This window comes from Saccharopolyspora hirsuta (assembly GCF_008630535.1).
GTDB lineage: Bacteria > Actinomycetota > Actinomycetes > Mycobacteriales > Pseudonocardiaceae > Saccharopolyspora > Saccharopolyspora hirsuta.
Genome location: NZ_VWPH01000003.1, coordinates 183290 through 208157 on the forward strand (window position 1 = coordinate 183290; position 24868 = coordinate 208157).

18 protein-coding genes are annotated in these 24868 nt (G+C 70.6%); 12 read left to right on the plus strand and 6 right to left on the minus strand.

Annotation, left to right across the window (positions count from 1 at the left end; all coding sequences use genetic code 11):
• Nucleotides 1-118: 118 nt before the first annotated feature.
• Together F1721_RS07065 and F1721_RS07070 are read left to right on the plus strand one after the other, a co-directional pair.
• Nucleotides 119-3421 carry an arabinosyltransferase domain-containing protein gene (locus F1721_RS07065; RefSeq protein WP_150065749.1) on the plus strand — a complete coding sequence of 1101 codons (3303 nt, stop codon included), beginning with the start codon at nt 119-121 and terminating at the stop codon, nt 3419-3421.
• Between the two features lie 302 nt (nt 3422-3723).
• A complete protein-coding gene (locus tag F1721_RS07070) occupies nt 3724-3993 on the plus strand; it encodes a hypothetical protein (protein ID WP_150065750.1) in 270 nt (89 codons plus the stop codon).
• Nucleotides 3994-4120: 127 nt separating this feature from the next.
• Here the strand turns inward: F1721_RS07070 and F1721_RS07075 are convergent, their stop codons facing one another.
• Both F1721_RS07075 and F1721_RS07080 read right to left on the minus strand, forming a co-directional pair.
• Nucleotides 4121-4627 carry an LppP/LprE family lipoprotein gene (locus tag F1721_RS07075; RefSeq protein WP_150065751.1) on the minus strand — a complete coding sequence of 169 codons (507 nt, stop codon included), beginning with the start codon at nt 4625-4627 and terminating at the stop codon, nt 4121-4123.
• A gap of 226 nt (nt 4628-4853) precedes the next feature.
• Nucleotides 4854-5288, minus strand: coding sequence for a GtrA family protein (locus F1721_RS07080; RefSeq protein WP_387510597.1), 435 nt, complete (start codon nt 5286-5288; stop codon nt 4854-4856).
• Between the two features lie 207 nt (nt 5289-5495).
• On the opposite strand from F1721_RS07080, the gene dprE1 (F1721_RS07085) reads away from it, so the two are divergent.
• From dprE1 (F1721_RS07085) to dprE2, 3 genes are read left to right on the plus strand one after another with little or no spacing between them, the layout of a single operon-like run.
• Nucleotides 5496-6860 carry a decaprenylphosphoryl-beta-D-ribose oxidase gene (gene dprE1 / locus F1721_RS07085; protein ID WP_150065753.1) on the plus strand — a complete coding sequence of 455 codons (1365 nt, stop codon included), beginning with the start codon at nt 5496-5498 and terminating at the stop codon, nt 6858-6860.
• Nucleotides 6861-6886: 26 nt separating this feature from the next.
• Nucleotides 6887-8221, plus strand: a complete 1335-nt coding sequence (gene dprE1 / locus F1721_RS07090; RefSeq protein ID WP_170301406.1) for a decaprenylphosphoryl-beta-D-ribose oxidase — start codon at nt 6887-6889, stop codon at nt 8219-8221.
• Nucleotides 8218-8973, plus strand: a complete 756-nt coding sequence (gene dprE2 / locus F1721_RS07095; protein WP_150065755.1) for a decaprenylphospho-beta-D-erythro-pentofuranosid-2-ulose 2-reductase — start codon at nt 8218-8220, stop codon at nt 8971-8973. The genes dprE1 (F1721_RS07090) and dprE2 overlap by 4 nt, the downstream gene beginning before the upstream one ends.
• A 259-nt stretch (nt 8974-9232) precedes the next feature.
• Here dprE2 and F1721_RS07100 read toward each other — a convergent pair whose 3' ends face one another.
• A complete protein-coding gene (locus F1721_RS07100; protein WP_246154404.1) occupies nt 9233-9493 on the minus strand; it encodes a YiaA/YiaB family inner membrane protein in 261 nt (86 codons plus the stop codon).
• Between the two features lie 145 nt (nt 9494-9638).
• Between F1721_RS07100 and F1721_RS07105 the strand changes: the two genes are divergently transcribed.
• A complete protein-coding gene (locus F1721_RS07105; protein WP_150065757.1) occupies nt 9639-10889 on the plus strand; it encodes an LGFP repeat-containing protein in 1251 nt (416 codons plus the stop codon).
• 155 nt (nt 10890-11044) lie between these two features.
• On the plus strand, nt 11045-11593 hold the full coding sequence (locus F1721_RS07110; RefSeq protein WP_170301387.1) for a DUF4232 domain-containing protein: 549 nt from the start codon (nt 11045-11047) through the stop codon (nt 11591-11593).
• Between the two features lie 3 nt (nt 11594-11596).
• On the opposite strand, the gene F1721_RS07115 is transcribed toward F1721_RS07110, so the two are convergent.
• Entirely contained in the window at nt 11597-13084 is a 1488-nt protein-coding gene (locus F1721_RS07115) for a hypothetical protein (RefSeq protein ID WP_246154407.1), read from the minus strand.
• Nucleotides 13085-13288: 204 nt separating this feature from the next.
• Between F1721_RS07115 and F1721_RS07120 the strand changes: the two genes are divergently transcribed.
• The 5 genes from F1721_RS07120 to F1721_RS07140 all read left to right on the plus strand — a co-directional run bounded on the left by F1721_RS07120 (nt 13289) and on the right by F1721_RS07140 (nt 22513).
• Nucleotides 13289-16426, plus strand: a complete 3138-nt coding sequence (locus tag F1721_RS07120; RefSeq protein ID WP_246154410.1) for an arabinosyltransferase domain-containing protein — start codon at nt 13289-13291, stop codon at nt 16424-16426.
• Between the two features lie 322 nt (nt 16427-16748).
• A complete protein-coding gene (locus tag F1721_RS07125) occupies nt 16749-19832 on the plus strand; it encodes an arabinosyltransferase domain-containing protein (protein WP_246154412.1) in 3084 nt (1027 codons plus the stop codon).
• A gap of 2 nt (nt 19833-19834) precedes the next feature.
• Nucleotides 19835-20848 (plus strand): glycosyltransferase family 2 protein, encoded by a 1014-nt coding sequence (locus F1721_RS07130; RefSeq protein ID WP_150065760.1) that lies wholly within the window; start codon nt 19835-19837, stop codon nt 20846-20848.
• Nucleotides 20835-21242, plus strand: coding sequence for a GtrA family protein (locus F1721_RS07135; protein ID WP_150065761.1), 408 nt, complete (start codon nt 20835-20837; stop codon nt 21240-21242). The genes F1721_RS07130 and F1721_RS07135 overlap by 14 nt, the downstream gene beginning before the upstream one ends.
• Nucleotides 21239-22513, plus strand: coding sequence for an NAD(P)/FAD-dependent oxidoreductase (locus tag F1721_RS07140; RefSeq protein ID WP_150065762.1), 1275 nt, complete (start codon nt 21239-21241; stop codon nt 22511-22513). Before F1721_RS07135 ends, F1721_RS07140 begins: the two co-directional genes overlap by 4 nt.
• A gap of 52 nt (nt 22514-22565) precedes the next feature.
• Here the strand turns inward: F1721_RS07140 and F1721_RS07145 are convergent, their stop codons facing one another.
• Entirely contained in the window at nt 22566-24146 is a 1581-nt protein-coding gene (locus F1721_RS07145) for an alkaline phosphatase D family protein (protein WP_150065763.1), read from the minus strand.
• 100 nt (nt 24147-24246) lie between these two features.
• Entirely contained in the window at nt 24247-24807 is a 561-nt protein-coding gene (locus F1721_RS07150; RefSeq protein WP_170301388.1) for a Uma2 family endonuclease, read from the minus strand.
• Between the last annotated feature and the right edge of the window lie 61 nt (nt 24808-24868).

Genomic DNA, 24868 nt, shown 5'->3' on the forward strand with positions numbered 1-24868 from the left:
CTGAGAACGACCTGAGAGCAACCTGAGTCCGCAGCTCACGGGGTTGGCCGAGGTGTTCCTCTGCACACCCGCGGAACGCACCGAAAGGGCCCGGACCAGCAACTACTATTCTCCACCCGTGCTCAGTGGCCAGGAGGAAAGCCGCCGAACGGACGATGCGTCGGCGCGCACCGAGACGAACCCGCAACCGTCCGCGAAGCGGCTCAAGCTGTTCGCGACGGTCTTCGGACTGGTCGGCACGGTGCTCGCCCTGGCGGTGCCCTTCCTCCCGGTCAACTACGACATCACCACGCTGAAGTGGCCGACGGCCGAGGGCACCAAGTCGGTGTCCGCACCGCTGATGAGCTACTCGCCGGTCTGGCTGAAGGCCGACATCCCGTGCGCCTCGGCGCGCAGCCTCGACGCGCGCACCAACGGCCCCGGCACCCTGCTGAGCACCAACCCGCCGTCGTCGGACTACGGCAACCTGACCGGGTTAGTGCTCCAGGTCGACAACGGTCACCTGACGCTGCTCAACAAGGGCCAGCAGATCGGCACGGTGCCGCTGCCCGAGGGCAACTGCACGATCTCGCTGCACTCCGACGCCTACGAGACCACCGCCACCGTCGGCAACGAGTCGCTGGCCAAGCTGAGCGGCGACCAGCGCCCGCAGCTGACCGGCATCTACTCCGGCCTCAACGACGCCATCGACGACGTGCGCGGCCTGTCCTTCGAGGCCCGCGTCGACAACCGCTACGAGAGCCAGGCGACCACCATCAAGCTCGCCGCGATGGGGCTGGCCGTGGCGGCGTTCATCGGCTCGGTGGTGTGCCTGCGGCGGCTGGACGTGCGCGCCGGGCGCCGTCCCCCGAAGTGGGCCCCGGCGGGCTGGTGGAAGCCGACGTTCCGCGACGCCTCGGTGATCGGGGCGCTCGTCGTCTGGTGGGCCATGGGCGCCATGACCTCGGACGACGGCTACATCCTGAACATCGCGCGAGCGCGCGAGAGCTTCGGGTACGTCAGCAACTACTACCGCTGGTTCGGCGGCCCGGAAGCGCCGTTCGGCTGGTTCTACGAGCTCTACGCGCTGTGGGTGCAGATCTCCACCGCGACCCCGTGGGTGCGGCTGCCCGCGCTGCTGATGGGCATCGTGTCCTGGCTGCTGATCAGCCGCGAGGTGCTGCCCCGGCTCGGCCAGCAGGTGCGGCGCTCCAACGCCGCCGGTTGGGCCGCTGCCGCGGTGTTCCTGGCCTTCTGGCTGCCGTACAACAACGGTCTGCGGCCCGAGCCGGTCGTGGTGCTGTTCTCGCTGCTGGCGCTGTGCGCCGTCGAGCGCGCCGTGGCCACCGGGCGGCTGATGCCCGCCGCGCTGGGCCTGGTCGTGGCCGCGCTGTCGGTGGGTGCGAACCCGCACGGCCTGGTGTCCGTGCTGCCGTTCATCGCCGCGCTGAAGCCGCTGTTCCGGCTGGTCCGCAAGCGGGCGCAGGAGTTCGGCTGGCTGCCGGTGCTGGCCCCGATCGCCGCGTCCGGGTTCGTGATCCTGGCCCTGGTGTTCTCCGACCAGACCTTCAAGTCGGTCATGGACGCCACCGAGCTGCGCACCGACCTCGGCCCGAGCCAGAGCTGGTACGAGGAGCTCAGCCGCTACAACCTGCTGTTCAGCCCGACGCCGGACGGCTCCATGACCCGGCGCTTCCCGGTGCTGCTGGTGATCCTGTGCCTGGTGACCTGCGCGGTCGTGCTGCTGCGCCGCGGCCGGATCCGGGGTGCCGCGCTGGGCCCGAGCCGACGGCTGCTGGCGATCACCGCGATGGCCTTCGGCGTGCTGGTGCTGACCCCCACCAAGTGGTCCCACCACTTCGGCATCTTCGCCGCCTTCGGCGGAGCGCTGGCCGCGCTGACGGCGTTGGCCACCAGCAGCACGGTGCTGCGGTCCAAGCGCAACCGCGCGGTGTTCGTCGCGATGCTGATGGTGATCCTGGCGTTCGCGGCCACCGGGCCCAACGCCTGGTGGTACGTCTCGGGCTGGGGCGTGCCCTGGTTCAACATGCCGCCGCAGCTCGCGGGCTACAAGCTGAGCACGATCTTCCTGGTCTTCGCGGCCATCGCGCTGATCGTGGCGTTCATCGAGCACCTGCGCATCGACGAGAACAACCCCAAGGTGGTCGACGAGCGCTTCGGGCGCGAGGAGAAGCGCAGCCGCGCGCTGCGGCTGGGCACCGCGCCGCTGTCGATCGTGTGCGCGCTGCTGGTGCTGTTCGAGCTGGCCAACTTCGGCAAGGTCATCCAGAAGCAGTGGGGCAGCTACAGCATGGGTGCCGACAACGTGAAGCAGATCGTCGGATCGAGCTGCGGGTTGTCGGACTACGTCTACGTCGAGACCAACCCGCAGTCCGGGATGCTGCGGGTGTCCCCCGAGCAGCCGTCGAAGGGCGCGCCGTCGCAGGACGTGCGCATCCCGATCCCGCCAACGCGGCTGGAGGGCAAGGAGGACATCGACCAGTACATGCGGGCCAAGATGGTCGGCTTCAACCGGCCCGGCCTGCCCGCCGGTGACGGCACCGACCCGCAGGAGCCCGACTGGAAGCCGCCGCACCAGTTCGGCAACGACCGGGCGCCGGTGTGGGGCAGCTACGACCAGGCCGGTACCGGCACCGGCGAGCTGCGCACCCAGTGGTACGACCTGCCGGAGCGGGCCAAGACCGGCGAGGTGCCGGTGGTGATCTCGCTGGCCGGCAACGAGTTCGGGGCGAACTCGATCTCGCTGGAGTTCGGCCACGACACCCCGGAGGGCTTCCTGATCACCGCGCGCAAGTACGTGGTGCAGCCGGGCGGCCCGGGCTGGCGGGACTTCCGCTACACCGTCGGCGGGCTGTCCGAGGGCGCCACCAAGATGCGCGTGGTGGCCACGGACAACTCGGTGGGCCCGAACGGCTGGATCGCGATCAGCGCCCCGCGCGCGCCGCAGCTGGTGAACATGACCGACTTCGTCGGCGACCAGCCGACGTTCGTGGAGTGGACCGCGGCCCTGGTGCACCCGTGCCTGCAGCTGCCGGGCGTGCACAACGGCGTGGCGGAGATCCCGAAGTTCCGGGTGTCGGCCGGTGCCGAGGTGCGCGACGTCGGCCAGGGCTGGTCCTCGCCGGACGCGGGCGGCCCGTTCGGCTGGCTGAACGTGGCGACCAGCATGCGCGAGCTGCCGACGTACCTGAAGAACAACATCCACCGGGACTGGGGCTCGCTGTACGCGGTCGACCCGTACGAGCCGGACGCCCTGCCCGCGCAGGCGGCGATGGACGTGCACCGCGAAACGCACTGGGGCACCTGGACGCCGGGCCCGCTGTCGAAGACGGTCCACCTGCCGGGCGACGTCCCGAGCAGCGACGACCGCAACGACGTCAAGGGCTTCGAACCGCCCGAGGAGCAAGAACCCGAGCAGTGACGGGGTGCGATTTCCATTGAGGTTTTCCAACCTCGTTCTGCGTGGCGGTGCCGGTGGCGGACGCCCTTCGCAGCTGCGGTCCACGGGCAGGATGAACAATTTCAATGGAAATCGGACGTCCGATTTCCATTGAAATCGCGTCCTCCCGGAGCCCCCGCCGGTACGCCGTTGGCGAAAAGTGCTGGTGAGCGGGGTTGCGGCCCTCTGCTGAGGGTGAAACGGGGTGTTCCGGCCGGGGCGGTCGTGGTGCTCTGGTGGCCGGGTCCTCGACGGTCGGGGACCGGTGCCGATTGGGGGTTCCCATGCCCGAAACGCGACCCGGCCTGGTGCTGCACATCGCCGGTGTCAGCCAGCCGCTGCACATCGCGCTCGACCAGGCCGAGGCGGACGCGCTGCGCGACGTGCTCGCCGACCTGATGGCCAACGGCGAGACGAAGGCGCTCACCACCGCCGACGGCGGCAGCTTCGCGGTGAACTTCGCGCACGTGGCCACGGCGCACGTCGAGACGACGCGCTCCGACGCCAACGCCTACGGCGCCCCGGCCCGGGGCACCGGCTTCCGCAACAACTGACGCCTGCGGGGCCCTGTCGGCGAGGCCGGTCCTGGGGCGGGGGAAGTGCGATTTCGCGCGAAAACGGCATCGCGCACGCCTGCCGGTCGCCGATCTCGCGCGAAATCGCCAGCCCCCGCTGCGCGGCTCAGTAGTCGCCGGGGCGGTTCGGGTCGAAGCCGACGGGCGGGTCGGCCTCCAGCTGGCCGTCGCGCACCCGGATCGTGTGCTGGGTCGGCGTGCCGCTCGGGCAGCAGCCCGGGTCGTCGGCGTTGTACACCGGGAACTCGACCCGGACCGCCGTGCCGTCCTGGGACAGGATGCGCACCATCCCGACGTCCATCCGGTGCACCAACCGCTGCCCGTCGAAGAAGAACACGGCCTGGCAGCGCCCGTTCGCGCTGCCCGTGCACATGGCGTGGATGGCCCGGACCGGTCCGGCGAGCTCGGCCCCCGGCGGCGTCGGGGTGAACCCGTCCGCCTCGATCGCGGCCAGCGCGGCGGCGAGGTCGAAGGCGTCGGCCTGCTGCGTCGGCGGTGCGGGCGGCGCCTGGGTCGGCGCCGGGGCTGGTGGCGGCTGCTCCCCTGCCGGGCTCTGACCGCAGCCTGCGAGCAGCACGACGAGAAGGGACAGCAGCCCTGCGAAACGACGCACCAGATCCTCCGAAAACCGGCGGGCGCTCCACCGGCCCGCTCCTGCACATCCGACGCACGGACCGGGCCGCCCGTTCCCCGCGGGAGCACAAAAGAGCTCCGTTTTCGCTGGTCAGGCCCCGTAAGCACTTCGTGGTGCCGTAGCCCCAGAAAGTGCTCATGGGCTTCTACCAGCGGAAACGGAGCTCACATCGCAGTGCCCAGCAGCGGTGCCGCTCGCGGTCCGGTCAGTCGCGGAAGATGAGCACCTTGAGCATCACGAAGTTGATCAAGGTGCCGAGGCCCTGGGCGATCACCCAGAACAGGGTGAACTGCCACGGCTCCTGCGCGTTGAACAGCACCACCAGGAGCTGGTTCGTGCCCGTGTTCACGAAGAAGGTGATCGTGTAGAGCAGGGCGAACGCGCCCGCCTTGGCCTTCGTGTTGCCGGTGTTCGCGCCTTGGAAGGTGAACTTCCGGTTGATCAGGTACGAGGCCGTGGTCCCGAGGATGAACGAGATCGACTTCGACAGCCACACCGGCCACCCGGCGAGACCGAGCAGCACCGAGTAGGTGCCGAAGTCGATGACGGCGCAGCCACCGCCGATTACGACGAACCGGATGAGCTGGTTCAGAACACCCAGGCGCTTCGGTTCCGCTTGGTCCGTTCGGGCTTCGGCCACGGCCACTGGTTCACCTCGGGATTCGACGGCAGGTCGTTCGGTGCCCGGGGCTTCGTCGCTCGCGGAGCACCCGGCTGGGCGCCGAAGACGCGGAAGATCGAGCTCCACACGCGTCCCGGGCGAGTGTAGCGATGACGCATCGCACACCGCCGGAGACCGCGCGCACCCGCGGCTGTCGGTCGCTCCTGCGCGGATAGACTCGGCTGGGTGGGATCGGTAAAGGACGAGCTTCAGACGCTGACGGGCTGGGGGCGCACCGCGCCCACCAGGGCGCGCGTCGTCAGCACCCCGGACGTCGAGGCCATCGCCAGAGCCGTCCGCGAGGCCGGTGAGCGCGGCGTCATCGCCCGCGGTCTCGGCCGCAGCTACGGCGACCCGTCGCAGAACGCCGGGGGCACCGTCATCGACATGACCGCCCTCGACCGGGTGCACCTGATCGACGTGGACGACGCGACGGTGGTCGTGGACGCCGGGGTGTCGTTGGACACCCTGATGCGCCGACTGCTGCCGCACGGGCTGTGGATCCCCGTCCTGCCGGGCACCCGCCAGGTCACCGTCGGAGGCGCGATCGGCTCCGACATCCACGGCAAGAACCACCACTCGCAGGGTTCCTTCGGCAGCCACGTGCTGTCCCTGGACCTGCTCACCGCCGACGGCGAGGTCCGCACGCTGACCCCGGACGGCGAGGGCTCCGAGCTGTTCTGGGCCACGGTCGGCGGGATGGGCCTGACCGGCATCATCCTCAAGGCGACGATCAAGCTCAAGCGCGTCGAGACCGCCTACTTCCTGGTCGACAACGTGCAGACCAAGAACCTGGACGAGCTGATCGAGCACTTCACCGACGGCTCGGACGACAACTACGTCTACTCGGTCGCCTGGTTCGACTCGCTGGCCCGCGGCGACAAGCTGGGCCGCGCGCTGCTGACCCGCGGCAACTCGGCCAAGCTCGAGGACCTGCCGAAGAAGCTGCGCAAGGACCCGCTGAAGTTCAACGCCCCGCAGCTGATGACCGCCCCGCCGATCTTCCCGAACGGCCTGGTCAACAAGTTCACCATCACCGCGTTCAACGAGGTCTGGTACCGCAAGGCACCGACCAGGTTCGGACTCGTGCAGAACATCACCCAGTTCTTCCACCCGCTCGACCTGGTCGGCGAGTGGAACCGGGTGTACGGCCCGAACGGCTTCCTGCAGTACCAGTTCATGGTGCCGTTCGGCCAGGAGGCGATGTTCCGCCGCTCCATCGACAAGATCAGCGCGTCGGGCCACGTGTCGTTCCTGAACGTGCTCAAGACGTTCGGCGAGGGCAACCAGGCGCCGATGTCGTTCCCCCGCAAGGGCTGGACGCTCACCGTCGACATCCCCGTCACGCCGGGCCTGGACCGGCTGTGCACCGAGCTGGACGAGATGGTCCTGGAGGCAGGCGGCCGCCTGTACCTGGCCAAGGAGTCCCGCACCACGGCGGAGATGATCGAGCGGATGTACCCGCGCATCGACGAGTGGCGCAAGATCCGCGCTTCCGTCGACCCGGAGGGCGTCTTCCGCTCCGACCTGTCCCGGAGGCTTGACCTGTGACCGCAGCACTGGAGACCAAGGAACTGATGGGCTGGGCCCGCACCGCCCCCTCGCGGGCGCGCGTGCTCAGCACCACGGACATCGACGCGATCGCGGAAGCGGTCCGCACCGCCGACGAGCGCGGTGTCATCGCCCGCGGCTTGGGCCGCAGCTACGGCGACGTCGCGCAGAACGCCGGTGGCGTGGTCGTCGACATGACGCGGCTGAACCGGATCCACGAGATCAACCCGGACACCGCGATCGTCGACGTCGACGCCGGGGTCAGCCTGGACCAGCTGATGAAGGCCGCGCTGCCGTACGGCCTGTGGGTCCCGGTGCTGCCGGGCACCCGCCAGGTGACCATCGGCGGCGCGATCGCCAACGACATCCACGGCAAGAACCACCACAGCGCCGGGAGCTTCGGCAACCACGTGGTGTCGATGGACCTGATCACCGCGGACGGCGAGATCCGCACGCTGACGCCGGAGGGCCCCGAGTCGGAGCTGTTCTGGGCGACCGTCGCGGGCATCGGCCTCACCGGCATCATCGTCCGGGCGAAGATCAAGATGACCCGGACCGAGACGGCCTACTTCCTCGCCGACGTCGACCGGACGGCCAACCTCGACGAGACGATCGAGCTGTTCAGCGACGGGTCCGACGAGAAGTACACGTACTCCTCGGCGTGGTTCGACACGATCTCCACCGGTTCGAAGCTGGGCCGCGCCGCGTTCGGCCGCGGCTCGCTGGCCACCGTCGACCAGCTGCCGCCCAAGCTGCGCGCGAACCCGCTGAAGTTCGACGCGCCGCAGCTGCTGACGCTGCCGGACGTGTTCCCACCCCGGCTGGCCAACAAGCTGTCGTTCAGCGCGATCGGCGAGCTCTACTACCGCAAGACCCCGAAGCGGGGCCGGGACCTGATCCAGAACCTCACCGCCTTCTACCACCCGCTCGACATGATCGGCGAGTGGAACCGGGCCTACGGCTCCCAGGGCTTCCTGCAGTACCAGTTCTCCCTGCCCTACGGCAAGGAGGAGGACCTCAAGCGGATCACCCGCAAGGTCGCGCACTCCGGCCACGTCTCGTTCCTCAACGTCATCAAGAAGATGGGCGAGGGCAACCGCGCTCCGCTGTCCTACCCGCACCCGGGTTGGCTGGTGTGCCTGGACTTCCCGATCGTGGACGGGCTGGGCCGGTTCTGCACCGAGCTGGACGAGGACGTCCTCGCGCTCGGCGGTCGGCTGTACACCGCGAAGGACTCGCGGACCACGGCCGAGACCTTCCACAAGATGTACCCGCGGGTGGACGAGTTCCGAAAGATCCGCCAGACCGTAGACCCCGAAGGCATTTTCGCCTCAGACATGAGCCGGAGGCTTGAGCTGTGATCGACGCCGTTGGAAACCCGCAGTCCCTGCTGCTGCTCGGTGGCACGTCCGACATCGCGCTGGCGACGGCCGAGAAGTACGCCGCCCAGCGACCGCTGCGGATCGTGCTCGCCGCCCGCGAGTCCGAGCGCCTGGACGCCGCCGCCGAGCGGCTGCGCAAGACCGGCAGCACCGTGGTGACGGTGCCGTTCGACGCGCGCAAGATCGACACCCACGCCGAGGTCGTCGACAAGGCCTTCGCCGAGGGCGACATCGACATCACGCTGGTCGCGTTCGGCGTCCAGGGCGACAACGAGCAGGGCTGGACCGACGTCGAGGTCGCCCGCGAGATGGCCGAGGTCAACTACGTGGCGCCGATGACGCTGGGCGTCCGGCTGGCCGAGAAGCTGCGCAAGCAGGGCCACGGGCACCTGGTCGTGCTGTCCTCGCCCGCCGCCGAGCGGGCCCGCCGCTCGAACTTCGTCTACGGCTCCTCGAAGGCCGGGCTGGACACCTTCTTCAGCGGCCTGACCTACGCGCTGGACGGCTCCGGCGTGAAGGTCACCGTGGTGCGCCCGAACTACGTGCACACCAAGCTGACCGAGGGCATCAAGCCGGCGCCGATGGCCCAGCAGCCGGAGCAGGTCGCCGACGTGATCGTCGACGCCGTCCGCAAGGGCAAGGAGCAGGTCTGGGCACCCGCGCAGATGCGCTGGGTGATGACGGTCCTGAGGCACGTCCCGCGCGTCATCTTCCGCCGCCTGCCGTTCTGAAAGCCTCGCGCAGGGGGTCGCCGGGCGGCCCCCTGCGCGGAATGTCCGTTCATAACGTTTTGGTCTTCCGGGCAACGTTCTGCGGTCCGGATGCGATCACCCCTGTGACGGCGTTGTTTCCGCGCCGCCCGGATTGCTTCCCGATGCGCTTCGCGCTGGGGGAAGGCGGATGCCTGGCGAAGTGGGGTTCACCGGGTGCCCGTGTCCGTGGGCCCTCCACCTGCCCTGTTGTCCGGAGGGCCCACGGAACGTCGCGCGCTCACCTGCTGGCCAGCAGGTCGTGCTCCGCCAGGAACTTGTCCAGCCGCGCCTGGTCCACCCTGCTGATCACGCTCGCCGCTTCCTGCCGGTCCCGGATGCACTTGGCCAGCGAGAAGGCCGAGGTCACCACGTACAGCAGGGCCAGCGCCAGGAACGCCCTGATCCAGCCGTCCACCGGCAGGAAGACGATGCTCAGCGCCGCCGCGGCCAGGGAGACCGCGAAGGACAGGATCGACTGCACGTAGAAGGCGTTCGTCATCGCGGGCGATGATCCGGTTCTGTCCATGACGACCAGGGTGCCGCGACCGCGGTCCGCCGGACATGCGTAAAAACCCCCGAATGCCCGGGCAACCCGAGCGCGCCGCGGCGCGATCTACGGGTGACCGAGCGAAAGGGGTTTTCGCGTGACCGCAAGACGAATCGCGGCGTCCACCGCCGCGGCAGCCGTGCTCGCCCTGGCCTTGACCGCACCCGCCGCGGCGCAGGACGAGCCGACCAGCTCCGCGCCGGTGCCGACCACGTCGGCCGCCGAACCGGAACCGACCACCACCGCGCCGAATCCGGACGACGGCACGACCCAGCCGGACCAGCCGGACCAGCCGGACCAGCCGGACCCGGGTGACGGCGCGATCCAACAGCGCTACGAGTCGATGACCGACGAGGAGCGCGCGCAGGTCGGCGAGCCCCTCGGCGGCGAGGTCGTGGCCGACGAGGGCCTGCGCTGGCAGGACTTCACCCGCGCCCGCTTCTACTGGACCCCGGACACCGGCGTCACCGTCGTCCGCGGCCTGATCTACCAGCGGTTCCTGGAGCTGGGCGGGCACGACGAGGTCGGCGTGCCGATCACCGACGAGCTGGCCAGCAGCGGCGGCGGCCGCTACAGCGACTTCCGCACCCGCGACGGCGTGATCCACTCCGCGATCTACTTCTCCACCCGCACCGGCGCGCACCACGTCGTCGGCCCGATCCTGGAGCACTTCCGCGCGCTGGGCGAGGACGCGCACTTCGGCTTCCCGGCGACCGACACCCGGATCACCCCGGACGCGTTCGGCGCCTACAACCACTTCGTGATGCCGAACTCCCAGCACGAGGACGCCTCGATCTACTGGACGCAGCCGAGCGGGGCGAACGCGGTGCAGGGCGCGATCCGGGAGAAGTGGGCGGCCAGCGGCTGGGAGGCCGGGCCGCTGGGCTACCCGGTGACCGACGAGCTGACCGCGCCGGACGGCGTCGGCCGCTACAACCAGTTCAACGGCGACGGCCGGTTCCCGGCCGGGATCGTGTGGAGCCCGGAGACCGGCGCGCACTCCGTGCAGGGCGTGATCGCGCAGCGCTACGTCGAGCTGAGCGGGCCCGGCGGGGTGCTCGGCTACCCGACCACCGACGAGCTCGGCACCCCGGACGGGAGCGGCCGGTACAACCACTTCACCGGCACCGGCGGGGCGTCGGTCTACTGGACGCCGCAGACCGGTGCGCACGAGGTGTACGGCGGGATCCGCGTCCGCTGGGCGCAGCTCGGCTGGGAGCGCTCGTACCTGGGCTACCCGGTGAGCGGTGAGCACGACGTCCCGCAGGGCCGGGCGAGCGACTTCGAGCACGGCGTCGTGGAGTGGAACCGCGAGACCGGCGAGGTCGTCGACCGACCGACCGCGTGACCGGCTCGTGAGCGGCGATGGCCGCAAGAGCAGCCATCGCCGCTCACGAGACATGTGACCCACACCACTGCATCCGCGGTGGAACTGCGCCCGCCGCCGCGCGTCTTCCGGACGGAAATGCTGTTGCCAGCACGACGTTCCAGGGGGTTCGGAGAATGCGCGCTCACACCATCGGCAAGACCCTGCTCGCGACGGCGGTCTGCGCCGTTTCGCTCAGCGCCTGCGGGAGCCTGCCGACCGATTCCTCGACATCGGCGCAGGTCGACAACGCGTCCAATGAGGACAGCACCGAACCCGCCCCCTGCACGACGGAGCAGGTGAACCCGACGTTCGTGCTCGCCACGACCGGCTCCGTCGCCGGGCACGTCACGATCACCAACGGTGGCCCCGAATCCTGCCTGCTGGACAGCTCCCGCCCGACCGTCGAGTTCACCAACCGCGACGCGCAGCCGATCGAAGAGGTCAGCTACCAGCCGGGCAACCCCGGCAGCGGCCCGATCGAGCTCGCGCCCGGCGAGTCCGCCGCCGCGGAGCTCGACTGGAACGACCTCGGCGACAACTGCGTGGCCCGGGTCTGGGCGATGAACATGTCGGTCCGGCCGGGCGACCCGGCGAAGTCGGTGGACCCGCTGCTCAACGACAAGCCCTGGGTGTTCGACCTGTGCGGCCACGAGGTCACCGTCCACGGCTGGCAGAAGGCCTGATCGTCACCTCTCCCGGGGTTCCAGGACGAGGTGGGACTCGCCCGCCCAGGTCGACGCGATGGTCCAGGCGCCCGCGCCCGGCTCCCGGCGGAGGGTGTACGTGATCGGGCGCGGGGGCTCCGGGGTGAAGTTGCGGTAGTTGAGCTCCAGCAGGGCGCGGACCGGCGGGCTGGCCGCCGCCAGGCGCTGTCGCAGCTGGTCGGGCAGGTAGCCGCGGTCGGAGAAGCCGTCCACCACCGCGCAGTCGCAGAAGTACGCGATGGTGCCGATCTCCCCCGGGCTGCTGACCGTGCCCGCGCCCAGCTGGCGGCCGACCTCGGTGCCGATGCGGGCGTAGTCCGCCGCGCTCGCCCAGTTCGTCGCGATCGCCGCCTCGCGCCAAGGCATCCCGTGCGCGGCGGCGAACCACGCCTGCGCGACCAGCAGGCCGCAGCCGAGGAGCAGCGAGACCTCCCGGCGCACAGCGCCGAGGACACCGGCCAGCAGCAACGAGAGCCCGATCAGGCTCGGCGCGTAGTACCAGTGGTACGGCGGGACTCCCAGCAGCGTGTAGAGGTAGTAGTGCGCGACTCCGCCGAGGCCGAGCAGCGCCCACGGCCACAGCCGCACCACGCGCCGGAACGCGCGCAGCGCGCACAGCACCGGCAGGCACACCAGACCGAGCAGCGGCGGTATCAGCGAAACCACCACCGCCGTCGGGAAAACCTCGTGGTAGAGCCCAAGCCCGTTGCTGAAGTCCCAGTCGCCCCAAGACCTCTGCAGCTGCTTGATCACCAGCGTGTCCGGCACCGCGGAGCCGAAGTAGAACCAGCTGAAGGTGAACCAGGGCAGCGCGATCGCCGCAGCGGTCAGCAGCCAGCGCCACCAGCCGCGCCACAAGCCCGGCCGACCGATCAGCACCACGAGCACGAAGACCGCCAGGTCGAGCCGGGTCAGCGCGAGCAGCCCGGCCGCGACCCCGAACAGGACCGGCCCGCCCCGCACCGACGCCAGCAGCAGCAACCCGAGCAGCGCCGACGCCAGCGTCATCTCCAGGCCGACCGTCGAGAGCACCAGCGGATTCCCCGCGACCAGCAGCGCGCCCAGCGGTCCCGTCCAGCCGGGCAGGCCGGAGCTGCGGGCGGCGGCGCGCAGCAGCAGCGCCAGCGCGATGTTGGCCAGCACGAACACCACGCCCAGGGCGACGACGGGTTGCCGCAGCACCGCCGTGAACGCGGCGAGCACGAGCACGTTCAGCGGCGCGGTCGCGGAGTTCGACACCTCGCCGCCGATCAGGCCCCAGTGGCCGTGGAACGCCAGGTTGCGGGCGTAGCTCAAGGTGATGTAGGAGTCGTCGATCAACGCGTCGTGCACGACCCAGAACGCCACCGCGGCCACCGCACCGACCAGCACCGTCCACACCGGCCATCCGCTTCGGACCCGGTGCGGCGCACCGCCGGAGCGGGGCACCCCGCGGTGGTCGGGTAACGCGACTTCCTCTGCAACGCGCACGTTCGGTCTCCCGTCTGCTCGACATGTGCACGCCGGTGCGGACGGGTCCGTTGCCCCGATCGGGCAACCTGTTGCGTTGTGCCGATCGTCAATCGGCTGGACGAATTCGGCGCGCGGCAGCGGTGATCGCGCAGCGCGTTCGACAGGATTACCCGCGGCGCACCTGCAATGCCGGGAGGACCGTTGGAGCACCTGAGCAGCTCCGTGCAACTCGAGCGACCCGCCGAGCCCGAACCGGCCGGACCACCGCCCCGGTCCCGGCTCGGGCGGTGGCTGGCGCACCTGCTCGCCCTCTGCGTCGGCGTCATCGGGCTGGTCTGCGCCTTGTCCCTGCCGTTCGCACCGGTGTGGGTGGACCGCACCGAGGTGCACTGGCCGGGACCGCAACCCGAGACCACCACGGCGCTCCTCACTCCCTACCGGCCAGCGTCGTTCGAGGCGTCCGTGCCGTGCTCGGTGATGCGCAGCGCTCTCGACCGGCCGGGGCGGACCACGGTCCTCACCACGCTGCCACCGGGCAGCGACCGCGAAGGACTGGTCCTCGCGACCAAGGAGGGCAAGCCGGAGCTGGTGCTCGGACAGCAGCAGGTCCAGCTGCCGCCGAACGCGTGCGCGCTGGACATCAGCGCCGACGCGCAGCGCACGCTGGTGACCGTCGACGGCCGGACGCCGATCGCGCTGCCCGGCATCGCCGCGCCGGAGATCTTCACCTTCGCCACCGACCTCGACCCCGGGCAGCTCGCCGGGACCTCGGTCACGGCCCGGACCTTCTCCTGGTTCGACACCTCTCCCACCGAGTTCAAGAGCACCCTGATCAGCACCGCGCTGGTGCTCGCGCTCTTCTCGCTCGTCCTGCTCTTCGTGCACTCACCACCGGCGTTCGGCGCCGTGCGGGTGGCGCTCACGCCGCTGCCGGTGGACGTCGGCGTCGCGGCCGTGCTGGCGGCGTGGCTGGTCATCGGCCCGCTGACCGACGACGACGGATTCGCGATGATGACCGTCCGCAACTACGGCGACGCCGGGGACATCGGCAACTACTACCGCTGGTTCAACGCGTCGGAAACGCCGTTCACGCTGGTCCAGCACCTGATGCGCTGGTGGTCGGCGGACGACCTCTCGCCGGTCTGGCTCCGGGTGCCCAGCGCGGTGGCCGGGTTCCTGACCTGGCTCGTCGTCAGCCGCGGCATCGTGGCGCCGGTGTGCCGGGGCACCCGGCGGTTCCCGCTGCACCTGGTCGCCGCGGTGTTCTTCCTGGCCTGCTGGCTGCCGTTCGGGCTGGGGATCCGCCCCGAACCGTTCCTCGCGCTGGGCACGTCCGCGCTGGTCGCCGCGCTGCTGAAGCTGAACCGGACGCGCGCCCCGCAGCTGTGGCTGGGCATCGCGGCGCTGATCGCCGGGCTGACCGCGGCCGTCACGCCGACCGGCATCAGCGCGCTGATCATCGTGCTGGTGTTCGCCCCGCGCATCTGGCAGGTGCTGGCCCAGCCGGGCGCGCTGCCGCGCTGGGTGCTGGTGCCGACCCGCGGCGCGCTGGCCGCGTGCCTGGCGGGGACGGGCCTGGTGGCGATGTTCGCCGACTCGACCTGGCGGGGCGTCGTGGCGGCGACCCAGATCCACGACGAGTTCGGGCCGAGCCTCGGCTGGTACCAGGAGATCGAGCGGTACTCGGCGCTGCTGGGCACCTGGATCTGGGGCACCTCGGCGAAACGGCTCGCGGTGTTCCTGGTGATCGCGGCCGCGCTGCTCGCCGGGGCCTGCGCGGTGCGGCAGGTCCACCGCTGGACCTCGGTGGGCGACCTGCCGGTGCTGTTCGGCTCCGCGGTCGCGGTGCTGGCCGCGCTGTGGCTGACGCCGTCGAAGTGGACCCACCACTTCGGATCGCTGGCCGGGGTCGGTTCGGCGCTGCTCGCGGTGGTCGTGGTGGTGCTGGTGCGGGTCGGCAAGCTCCAGCACGCGAAGCGGGAGGCGCGGCTGCTCGGCGCGTTCGGCGCGATCGCGGCGGCGGTGGCGGCCGCGCTGGCGTTCATGGGCCCGAACATCTGGCCGATGCAGTCCGACTTCGCCGTGCCCTGGTCGGATTCCCCGGTGCGCCCCGGCGTTCCGCTGGACAGCCCGGCGTTCTGGCTGGTCGGCGCGGTCGCCGTCGGGCTGGGCGTGCTCGCGGTCCAGAGCGTCCGCACCGCGCTGACGTCCCGGCCCCGGAACCGCCTGACGTGGACGCTCATGCCCGCGTCGGTGCTCAGCGGGGCGGCGCTGGCGTCGGTGCTGGTGCTGCTCGGCTCGTTCACCGCCGCGGCGCAGGTCATGGGCGACCGGTTCTCGGTGGCGCGGATGAACTGGCAGGCCCCCAACTGCGGGCTGGAGGACGAGGTCCAGGCGCTGCCCATCGCCGAACAGCTGTGGCCGCTGGTCGGCGAGGCGGAGCTGGACGGGTTCACCGAAGGCGGCGCCCCGCCGCAGGAAGCGGACGTGCGCAACGCGGGCTCGGGCGAACCGCTGCAGGTGGTGCCGCCGGAACCGGCGCCCGAGGACGGCCCGCGCGACGAGGTGCAGGCGACGGCCGCGAGCGAGTACTCCTGGAGCAGCCTGACCGGCGGCCCGCAGAACACCGGCTCGCTGGTCAGCCCGTGGTTCGGGCTGTCCCAGCTGAGCAACGACCAGGTGCTGTCGCTGTGGATCGCCGGGCGGCCCGAGCAGGGCAACTCGCTGGCGCTGGAGTTCGCCTCCGCGGACCGCTCGCTGGGCGTCCGCGAACTCCGCGACCCGCCGCCGACGGACCTGCCGTTCGACGACCCGCGCCACGGGCGGCCGCTCGACTGGCGCAACTTCCGCAACTGGCGGCTGCACAACATCGACGCCCGCGACATCCCGCGCGGCGCGGACCGCGTCCGCGTCCTCGGCGAGGACCGCACCACCGACGCGCAGGGCTGGGTGTCGGTGAGCGGCCCGGTGGTGCGCGACGTGGTGCCGCTGCGGCAGGCGCTCGACGCGCAGCAACCGGTGCTGATCGACTGGACGATGAGCTTCGTGTTCCCGTGCCGCAGCGGCTACCCGCAGGTGGCGGGCGGTGTGGCGAGCAGTCCGAGGCTGATGGTGACCCCGCCGTCCGGCGACTGGGGCATGGCCGTCGACCCGGACTGGGGCGGGGTCTTCGCCGGGGCGACGATGCTGTCCCGCCGCATCGAGGTCCCCACCCGCCTCCGCGACGCCCCCGGCCACACCTGGGGCCACCTCTACGCGGTCCGCTACGGAATCGAACGCGACGCCTACACGACAACCCACCACCGCGACCTGATCGGCGGAGCCCACGGAGACCCGCCCTACCCCTTCGAGGAGCATTGACCGCACAACCCGGGATGCCAAGGCCCCGGGCGAGGTCCGTCCGGGCGTAGGGGCTGCCAGTTCTGCCTGAAACTGGCAACCCAGCACGCCCGGAACGCGTGGTCAGTTATAGGCAAAACTGGCACACAGACCCCGGACGACCGTTCCGAGCACAATCCCGAGCCCCACCGCACCTCAGGGGACCGTGACGCAACCCGGCCACAAGAAACCCCGAAAACGCAAGATCACCCCAGATCGCAACCACCACCAAAAATCGCGGAGAGGCGGTACTGGGCTGAAACTGGTTCGCATTGTGCATCCAGCCAGTTGACCGGGGGGCATCGTGGCGGACGGGGTCGAGCGGGCAGCAGAACTCGATCGGCCGCTGCCCGCACCGCCCCCGCGCAAGCGCCGGGTGCCCGGCGTCCTCGGGCTGGTCATCGGGGTGCTCGGCGTGCTGGTCGCCCTCGCCGTGCCGGTGGCGCCGGTGATCACCCAGCAGGTCACCGCGACCTGGCCGAAGGCCGGGCAGCTGCCCGAGAGCACGCTGGCCTTCGTGGTTCCGTACCACCCGGCCGCGGTGCACGTGCGGGTCCCGTGCCCGGTGGTCCGCGCCGGGCAGCAGCGCGACGTCCCGACCACGCTGGTCGCCGGGCGACCGCCCGGCCAGCCCACCGAGAACTTCGCCGTCACCACCGCGAACGACCACGTGATCGCCCTGGTCGGCGGGCGCGAGGCGCTGCGCGCACCGATCACCGCTGCCTGCGACGTGGCCGTCGACGCCGACAGCGCGGGCAGCCGGGCCCGGATCGGTGACCGAGTGGCCGAACTCCCCGGCGTGCGGATCCGCGACATCGTCGCGTTCGCCACCGACCTCCCGCCTGAGCGGGCGGCCGGTCTCGAAGTGCGCGTGACCACCGCGAACTGGTTCGAGAACTCCCCCACCGAGCTCAAGAAACTCCTGGTCGCCGCCCAGATCGCGCTCGTCCTCCTGGCCTTCGCCGCGCTCCTCGCCCACGACCGCTCCCGCCGGAAGTCCGCGATTTCCATTGAAATCGGACCTCCGACTTCAATGGAAATCGCGGAACCCCAGACCCCGGAACCCCGGAGGCGACGGACCCCGGCACCGGCGTACCTCGTCGACCTCGGTGTCCTGGTCGTGCTCGCCGGGTGGTGGGTGCTCGGACCGACCACACCGGACGACTCGTTCGCCGCGATGACGGTCCGCAATGGCCTGCTGACCGGCGACATCGGCAACTACTACCGCTGGGAGAACGCCTCCGAGGCCCCGTTCACGCTGGTCCAGCACCTGCTCGAACCCGTCGCCGCGTGGAACGCCAACCCGCTCGCGATGCGCATCCCGAGCGTGGTCGCCGCCGCGCTGACCTGGTTCGCGCTCAGCCGCGGCATCCTCGGCGCGGTGCTGCCGGAGCACGCCCGGCGCAGCCCGGTCCGGCTGCTGGCCGCGGTGAGCTTCCTGGCCTGGTGGCTGCCGTTCGGCCTGGGCGTGCGGCCGGAACCGTTCGAAGCGCTGGGCCTGGCCGCGGTGCTGGCCTGCGTCCTGCAGGCGGTGCGGCGCGAGCGGGTCGCGTGGCTGGGGCTCGCCGCGCTCGCCGCCGGGCTGTCGGTCGCGGTGAACCCGATGGGCATCACCGCGCTCGTCCCGTTCGCGGTGCTCGCCCCGCAGCTCCGCCGACTGCTCAGCGCGCCGGTCGTGGCGCTGCTCGGCGGTATCACCGCCGTCGGCCTGGTGGCGATGTTCGCCGACCAGTCCCTGTTCGGCGTCCGCAAGGCCACCGAGCTGCACGCCTACTACGGCCCGGACGTGCCGTGGTTCCAGGAGGTCCTGCGCTACCAGTACCTGCTGGGCTTCGACCTGCAGGGCGACGTCGCGCGGCGCGCCCCGGTGCTGCTGACCGCGGTCGTCGCCGTGTTCAGCGGACTGCTGCTCCTGCGCGGCGCCCGGCGCCTGCCCGGCATGTCCCTGGTGCACGTGCCGCCGCTCTGCCTGCTGCTGAGCGTTCTGCTGATGACCGCGACACCCTCCAAATGGACGCACTACTTCGGCGCGCTGGCCGGGGTCGGAGCCGCTACGCTGACCGCGGGTGCGGTGCTGATCACGCTCGGTGCCCGGCACTTCGCCCGCGACCGGGTCGTGCTGGTGGCGAGCGCGCTGTGCACCGCCCTCGCCGTGCTCGCCGCGGCGCTGGCGTTCGCCGGAAAGAACAACTGGTTCCTGCACTCCCAGTACGGAGTGCCTTGGGGAGAGCAGCCGGTGCGGCCGCTGAACAGCCCGGTGTGGTGGCTGATCGCGGTGGTCGCGCTGCTGGCGGCGTCCGTCCTGGTCGGACGCGGGCCCGGTCGGCTGCTCGTCCGGATTCCCGCGCTGGTCGGCGTGGGCGCGGTGGGGGTGACGGTGGCGATCGTGCTCGGTTCGTTCGTCGTCGCGCCCGTCCGCCAGACCGGCGCCTACTCCATCGGCGGTCAGGGCCTGGCCGCGCTCTCCGGCGGCAGCTGCGGCATCGCCGACCACGTGGTCGCCACCCCGGACGTCCCCGGCGGTGCGCTGGTCGCGCGCGGTCCGGCCGAGGCGCACGGCTTCGCCGCCGGGACCGGGCACGCGCAGGAGTTCGCCCCGCCGGAAGAGGTCCGCGAGTTCTGGGGCAGCCTCGGCGGCGGGCAGATCTCCACGGGCGAGCTCACCACCGGCTGGTACGAGCTGCCCGAGCTCGCGCCGGACCAGGAGCTGGCGGTGGCGGTCGCCGGGCGCAGCGGGGACGGCAACCGGGTGGCGCTGGAGTTCGCCTCGCCCGCCGGTGCCCTGGGCGAACGCGTCCTGGACGACACCTGGCTGGACGCCGACGAGCGCCCGACCTACCCCACCGACCACGTGGTGCCGGACCGCCCGCAGGACCACCCTGCGTGGCGCGACCTGCCCGTGCCCGCCGGGGAGATCCCGGCCGGGGCGACCGCGGTGCGGATCCGCGCGGTGGACGGCACCACCGATCCGGCCGGTTGGCTCGCGGTGGCCGGGCCGCGCGTGCGGGACGTCGTACCGCTGCCGGAGTACCTGCGGGGCAGGGCCCCGGTGCTGGTCGACTGGTCGATGACCTGGAACGCGCCGTGCCTGCAGGACATGCCGCGGGTTGCCGGTGGCCTGGTCGAACCCCCGGCCTACCTGGTCACCCCGCCCAGCGGGATGGGTTTCGGCGGCACTGCGGCGTTCGCGCGCAGCATCGGCGGATCCTTCGCCGGTGCGTGGGAAGTCGGTCACCGGAAAGAGGTGCCGACCCGACTACTCGGGGTCGAGAAAACCCCCGAGTACGCCGAATGGGGCCACCTGATCGAAGTGGATTACCCGATGCCGGGCAACGAATACGACGTGCGGAGCGTTCCTGTTCCACGGTGGGGTTGGCGAGGGGAGTGACCATGGCCGACACGATGCGCCAGCAGGTCCGGATTCCGGTGCCGCAGCAGCAACCGCGCAGCACCGGCGCGGACGGCCCCCAGCTGGTCTCCTACGTGCTGCCGGTCTACAACGAGGTGGACGGCATCCGCCGCTTCCACGAGGAGCTGACCGCGACCACCGCCACCCGGCCCGAGTTCGACTACGAGTTCATCTACGTCAACGACGGGTCCTCGGACGGTTCGCTGGAGGTCCTGCGCGACATCGCCAAGAACGACCCGCGGGTGCGGGTGGTGGACTTCGCGCGCAACTACGGCCACCAGATCGCCATCACCGCCGGGCTGGACCACGCCCGGGGCGACGCGGTGATCGTGATGGACACGGACCTGCAGGACCCGCCGAAGGTCAGCCTGGAGCTGATCGACGCGTGGGTGGCCGGGGCGGAGATCGTGTCCGCGCGGCGCCGCACCCGCCAGGACACCCGGTTCAAGCGCGCCACCGCGGCCGGGTACTACCGGGTGCTGCGGCGCTGCGCCGAGGTCGACATCCCGGTGGACACCGGCGACTTCCGGCTGCTCAACCGCCGCGCCGCCGAGGAGCTGCGGGGGTTCCGGGAGCGCAGCAGGTTCATCCGCGGCATGGTCGCCTCGATGGGCTTCAAGCAGCACGAGGTGCTGTTCGACCGGGACGAGCGGGTCGCGGGCGAGACCAAGTACCCGATGCGCAAGATGCTGCGGCTGGCCGCCGACGGCGTCACCGGGTTCTCCACCGTCCCGCTCAAGATGATCACCCGGATGGGGTTCATCACCTTGGGTCTGGCGCTGCTCGGCATCATCTACGCGGTGACCCTCCGGCTGTTCTTCCCCGCGGTGACGGTGTCCGGGTGGACCATGCTCATGGTCGCCATGCTGTTCCTCGGCGGGCTGCAGATGCTCTCGCTCGGGGTGATCGGCAGCTACGTCGGCCGCATCTACAGCGAGGTGCAGCAACGTCCCCTCTACATCGTGCGGGATGTGATCCGGCATGACGCGGACTGATCAGCTGGCGCGGCGCGTGCCGCTGGTCAGCCCGCAGCTGCTGCGCTACGCGCTGATCGGCGGCAGCGGCGTGCTGCTGGACTACCTGCTGTTCCTGCTGCTGTTCAACGCGTTCGGGGTGCACGAGCAGCTGGCCAACGCGATCAGCACCACCGCCGGGATCACCAACAACTTCGTGCTCAACGCGCTGTTCAACTTCCGCAAGCGGGACCGGATCGTGGTGCGGTTCCTGCGGTTCTACGCCGTCGGGCTGACCGGCATCGCGCTGACCTTCCTGCTGCTGCAGGTGTTCTCCGGCTGGCTGGGCATCGACCCGAACCTGGTCAAAGCGGGTTCGCTCCCGGTCGTGCTGCTCCTCCAGTACACCATCAACAAGAAGTGGAGCTTCGGATGAGAGTGGGCATCGTCGGCGCGGGTGCGACCGGGTTGACCGCGGCCTACGACGCGGTCAAGGCCGGGCACGACGTGACGGTGCTGGAGGCCTCCGCCGAACTGGGCGGGCTGGCCGCGTCGATCGAGGTCGGCGGCACCCCGCTGGAGCGGTTCTACCACCACAGCTTCCGCACCGACCGGGCGATGATCGGGCTGATCGAGGAGCTCGGGCTCGGCCACCTGCTGTGGTTCCACCGCCCCACCACCGGGGTCTACGCGGACGGGCAGCTGCACGACTTCGGCACCCCGCAGGAGATGCTGCGGTTCCCCGGTTTCTCGCTGCTGGACAAGCTGCGCTTCGGCGCGTCGGCGGCGGTGCTGAAGGCCGTGCGCAACGGGCAGCGGTTCAACTCGGTGCGGGCGCTGGAGTGGATGCGCCGCTGGGCCGGTCGACGGGTCACCGAGAACATCTGGGAACCGCTGCTGGTGGGCAAGTTCGGCATCCACGCCGAGCAGATCTCGATGGCCTGGCTGTGGGCCAGGATCCACTACCGCACCTTCGAACTCGGTTACGTGCACGGCGGTTTCGAGCAGGTGTACCGCGCGCTGCTGGACGCGGTGACCGAGCGCGGCGGGAAGGTCGAGTTCGGCAAGCCGGTGGCCACCATCCGCCAGCCCGGCGCGACGGTCCTGGTCGGCACCGGGGACGGCAGCAGCTACGAGTTCGACCGGGTGATCGTGACGGTGCCGCAGCCGGTGTTCGCGGAGGCGGCCGGGATCGAGACCGACAACGTGCTGTGGCGCAACCAGTACCTGGGCGCGACGTGCTTCATCCTGGAGTGCGACCGCAGCGTGATCCCGCACTACTGGCTGAACATCAACGACACGGCGTTCCCGTTCCTGGCGGTCGTCGAGCACACCAACATGGTGGATCCCGCGGAGTACGGCGGTCGCCACATCGTCTACGTCGGCAACTACGTGCCGCGCGACGACTGGCGCTTCAACACCGACCCGGCGGAGCTGCTGGAGCGCTACATCCCCTGGCTGCGCAAGCTGAACCCGGACTTCGACCGCTCCTGGATCCAAAACTGGCACTTCTCCAAGGCGCCCTTCGCCCAACCGATCGTGACGCCCCAGTACCGCGCCCTGATCCCCGGCCACCGCACCGAGATGCCCGGCGTGACGCTGGCGACGATGTCCCAGATCTACCCCCAGGACCGGGGCCAGTCCTACGCCATCGCGATGGCCCACGAGGTCACCGACCGCCTCGGCCTCAGCAACCGGCGTTCGTGATTCGTGAGCGGCGATGGCGGTAAGAACCACCACCGCCGCTCACGACGCAGTCTCAGGCCTCGTTGAGGCCCGGTTTGCCGTCCTCGATCACGAAGGAGGCGAGGGTTTCCACCGGGGCTCCGGGCTTGGAGACGTACGGGAGGACCCGGTAGTCCGCTCGAAGGGCGTCCGGAGTGATCTTGGTGCTGATGTAGCCGCGCTGGTTGCTGTAGAGGCGGACGTGCGGGTTCTCCTTCAGGTAGGTCTTCTCCTTGTCCGTGAGCTGGGCCGAGCCGTCGCCGCCGCTGGTGATGGACGTCGTGGTCAGCTCGGTGCCGACGACCTCGTCGCGGTAGTGGATGTCGTTGGCCCAGTGGGTGTGCACGTCACCGGTCAGCACGACGGGGTTGCGGACCTTGGCGCGCTGCCAGCCCTGGATGACGCGCTCGCGGGAGCCCACGTAGCCGTCCCAGGCGTCCGGGTTGTAGCCCTTCTCCGCGCCGTTGAGGTAGTCGATCTCGGCGAACATGACCTGCTGGCCGAGCACGTCCCAGCGGGCGTTGGACTGCTGCAGGCCCTTGAGCAGCCAGCGCTCCTGCTCCGCACCGGTGAGGCTGCGCTTCGGGTTCAGCCGCTCCGGGTCCTGGGTCGGGAACTTGTCGCCGCCCACCTGGTCGTCGCGGTACTGGCGGGTGTCGAGCATGTGGAAGTTCGCCAGCCGCCCCCACTGGATGCGGCGGTGCAGGCGCAGGTCGATGCCGCGCGGGACCTGCGCCCGGCGCAGCGGCATGTTCTCGTAGTACGCCTGGAAGGCGGCCTTGCGGCGCTCCAGGAAGTGCGGCTGCGGGATCTCCGGCTTCTCGTAGACCTCGTCGGCCCAGTTGTTGTCCACCTCGTGGTCGTCCCAGACCACGACCCACGGGGCCGACGCGTGCGCGTGCTGGAGGTCCGGGTCGCTCTTGTACTGGGCGTGCCGCTGCCGGTAGTTGGCCAGCGTCTCGGTCTCCGGCCCGGCGTGGTCGCGCGGGTTGCCGCCCGGCGCCACGTAATGGCCCGCCTCGTACTCGTACTGGTAGTCGCCGAGGTGCAGGATCAGGTCCGGGTGCTCGTCGGCCAGGTGGCGGTAGGCGGTGAAGTAGCCGTGCTCGTACTGCGCGCACGACGCGAACGCCATGGACAGGCTGGTCAGCGCGCCGGGCAGCGGCGCGGTGCGGGTGCGGCCGGTCGGCGACAGCGCGCCCTCGGCGCGGAAGCGGTAGAAGTAGTCGCGGTCCGGGCGCAGCCCGGTCAGCTCGACGTGCACGCTGTGGCCCAGCTCCGGCGCGGCCTGCGCCTCGCCGCGCTGCACGACGCGCGTGAACTTCTCGTCCTCGGCGACCTCCCACTGCACCGGGAGGGTCTTGTTCGGCATCCCGCCCATGCCGTCCTCGGCCAGCGGGTCGGCAGCCAGGCGGGTCCACAGCACCACGCCGTCCGGCGCGGGATCACCGGACGCGACGCCCAGCGTGAAGACCTCACCGCGCCGGGCGGCACCGGCCCCGGGCAGCGCGGCGACCGGCAGCGCGGCGGCAGTGGTCAGCGCGGCGGCACCGGCGAGCGTTCCGCCCAGCAGCACGCTGCGCCGCGAGAGGGATTCGGGCACGACGACCTCCATCGTTCGGGAAACGGGATCAACCCTCACCCCGAACGATGAAGGAGTGCTGCCTTCCGGGTGATCGCGAAGTGAACAGCCTGTTCCTTGCCAGGTCAGCGACTCATGCCCAGTCGGGCAACAACAACCCCGGATCAACGACGAACCGCGCAGGCGACGAGTACGTCACCTTCTTCGCGCTCTCGTCACCGACGGCCACGTAGATGCCGTCGTCCTTGAGCTCGTACGCAGCGATGCTGACCGGTTTGTTCAGATCAACGATCCAGTAATTCGGAATTCCAGCTTCGGCGTACTCGTCGAACTTCATCCTCGCCGAGCCGGGAGACACGATCTCGACGGCGAGCTGCACATCTGCAGCCCGGTATCGCGCCGGACTCTTCCGAGCCGCTTCGACGGAGACCACGACGAGGTCGGGAATGCGGATCGTGCTGGGCCATGTCTCGAAGAGAACCACCTCGACCTCGGGCAGCACGACCAGTTCACCCGGTACCTGGTCATCAAGCTGACGCGTCAGCTTCTTCAGCGCCCATTGGTGGTCGGACACCGGTCGAGGACTCACCAGAAGCGCCCCTTCGACGAGTTCAAAGCGGTGGCTGTTGTCCTCGGGAAGAGCGGCCCAGTCCTCCAGGGACAGCAATCGGTCCGGCCACGCCACAGCGCTCATCGCGCCCTCCTCCTCAGGCCCGGAACCGGTACTCGACCATTCTGTCCTCATCACCCAAGAG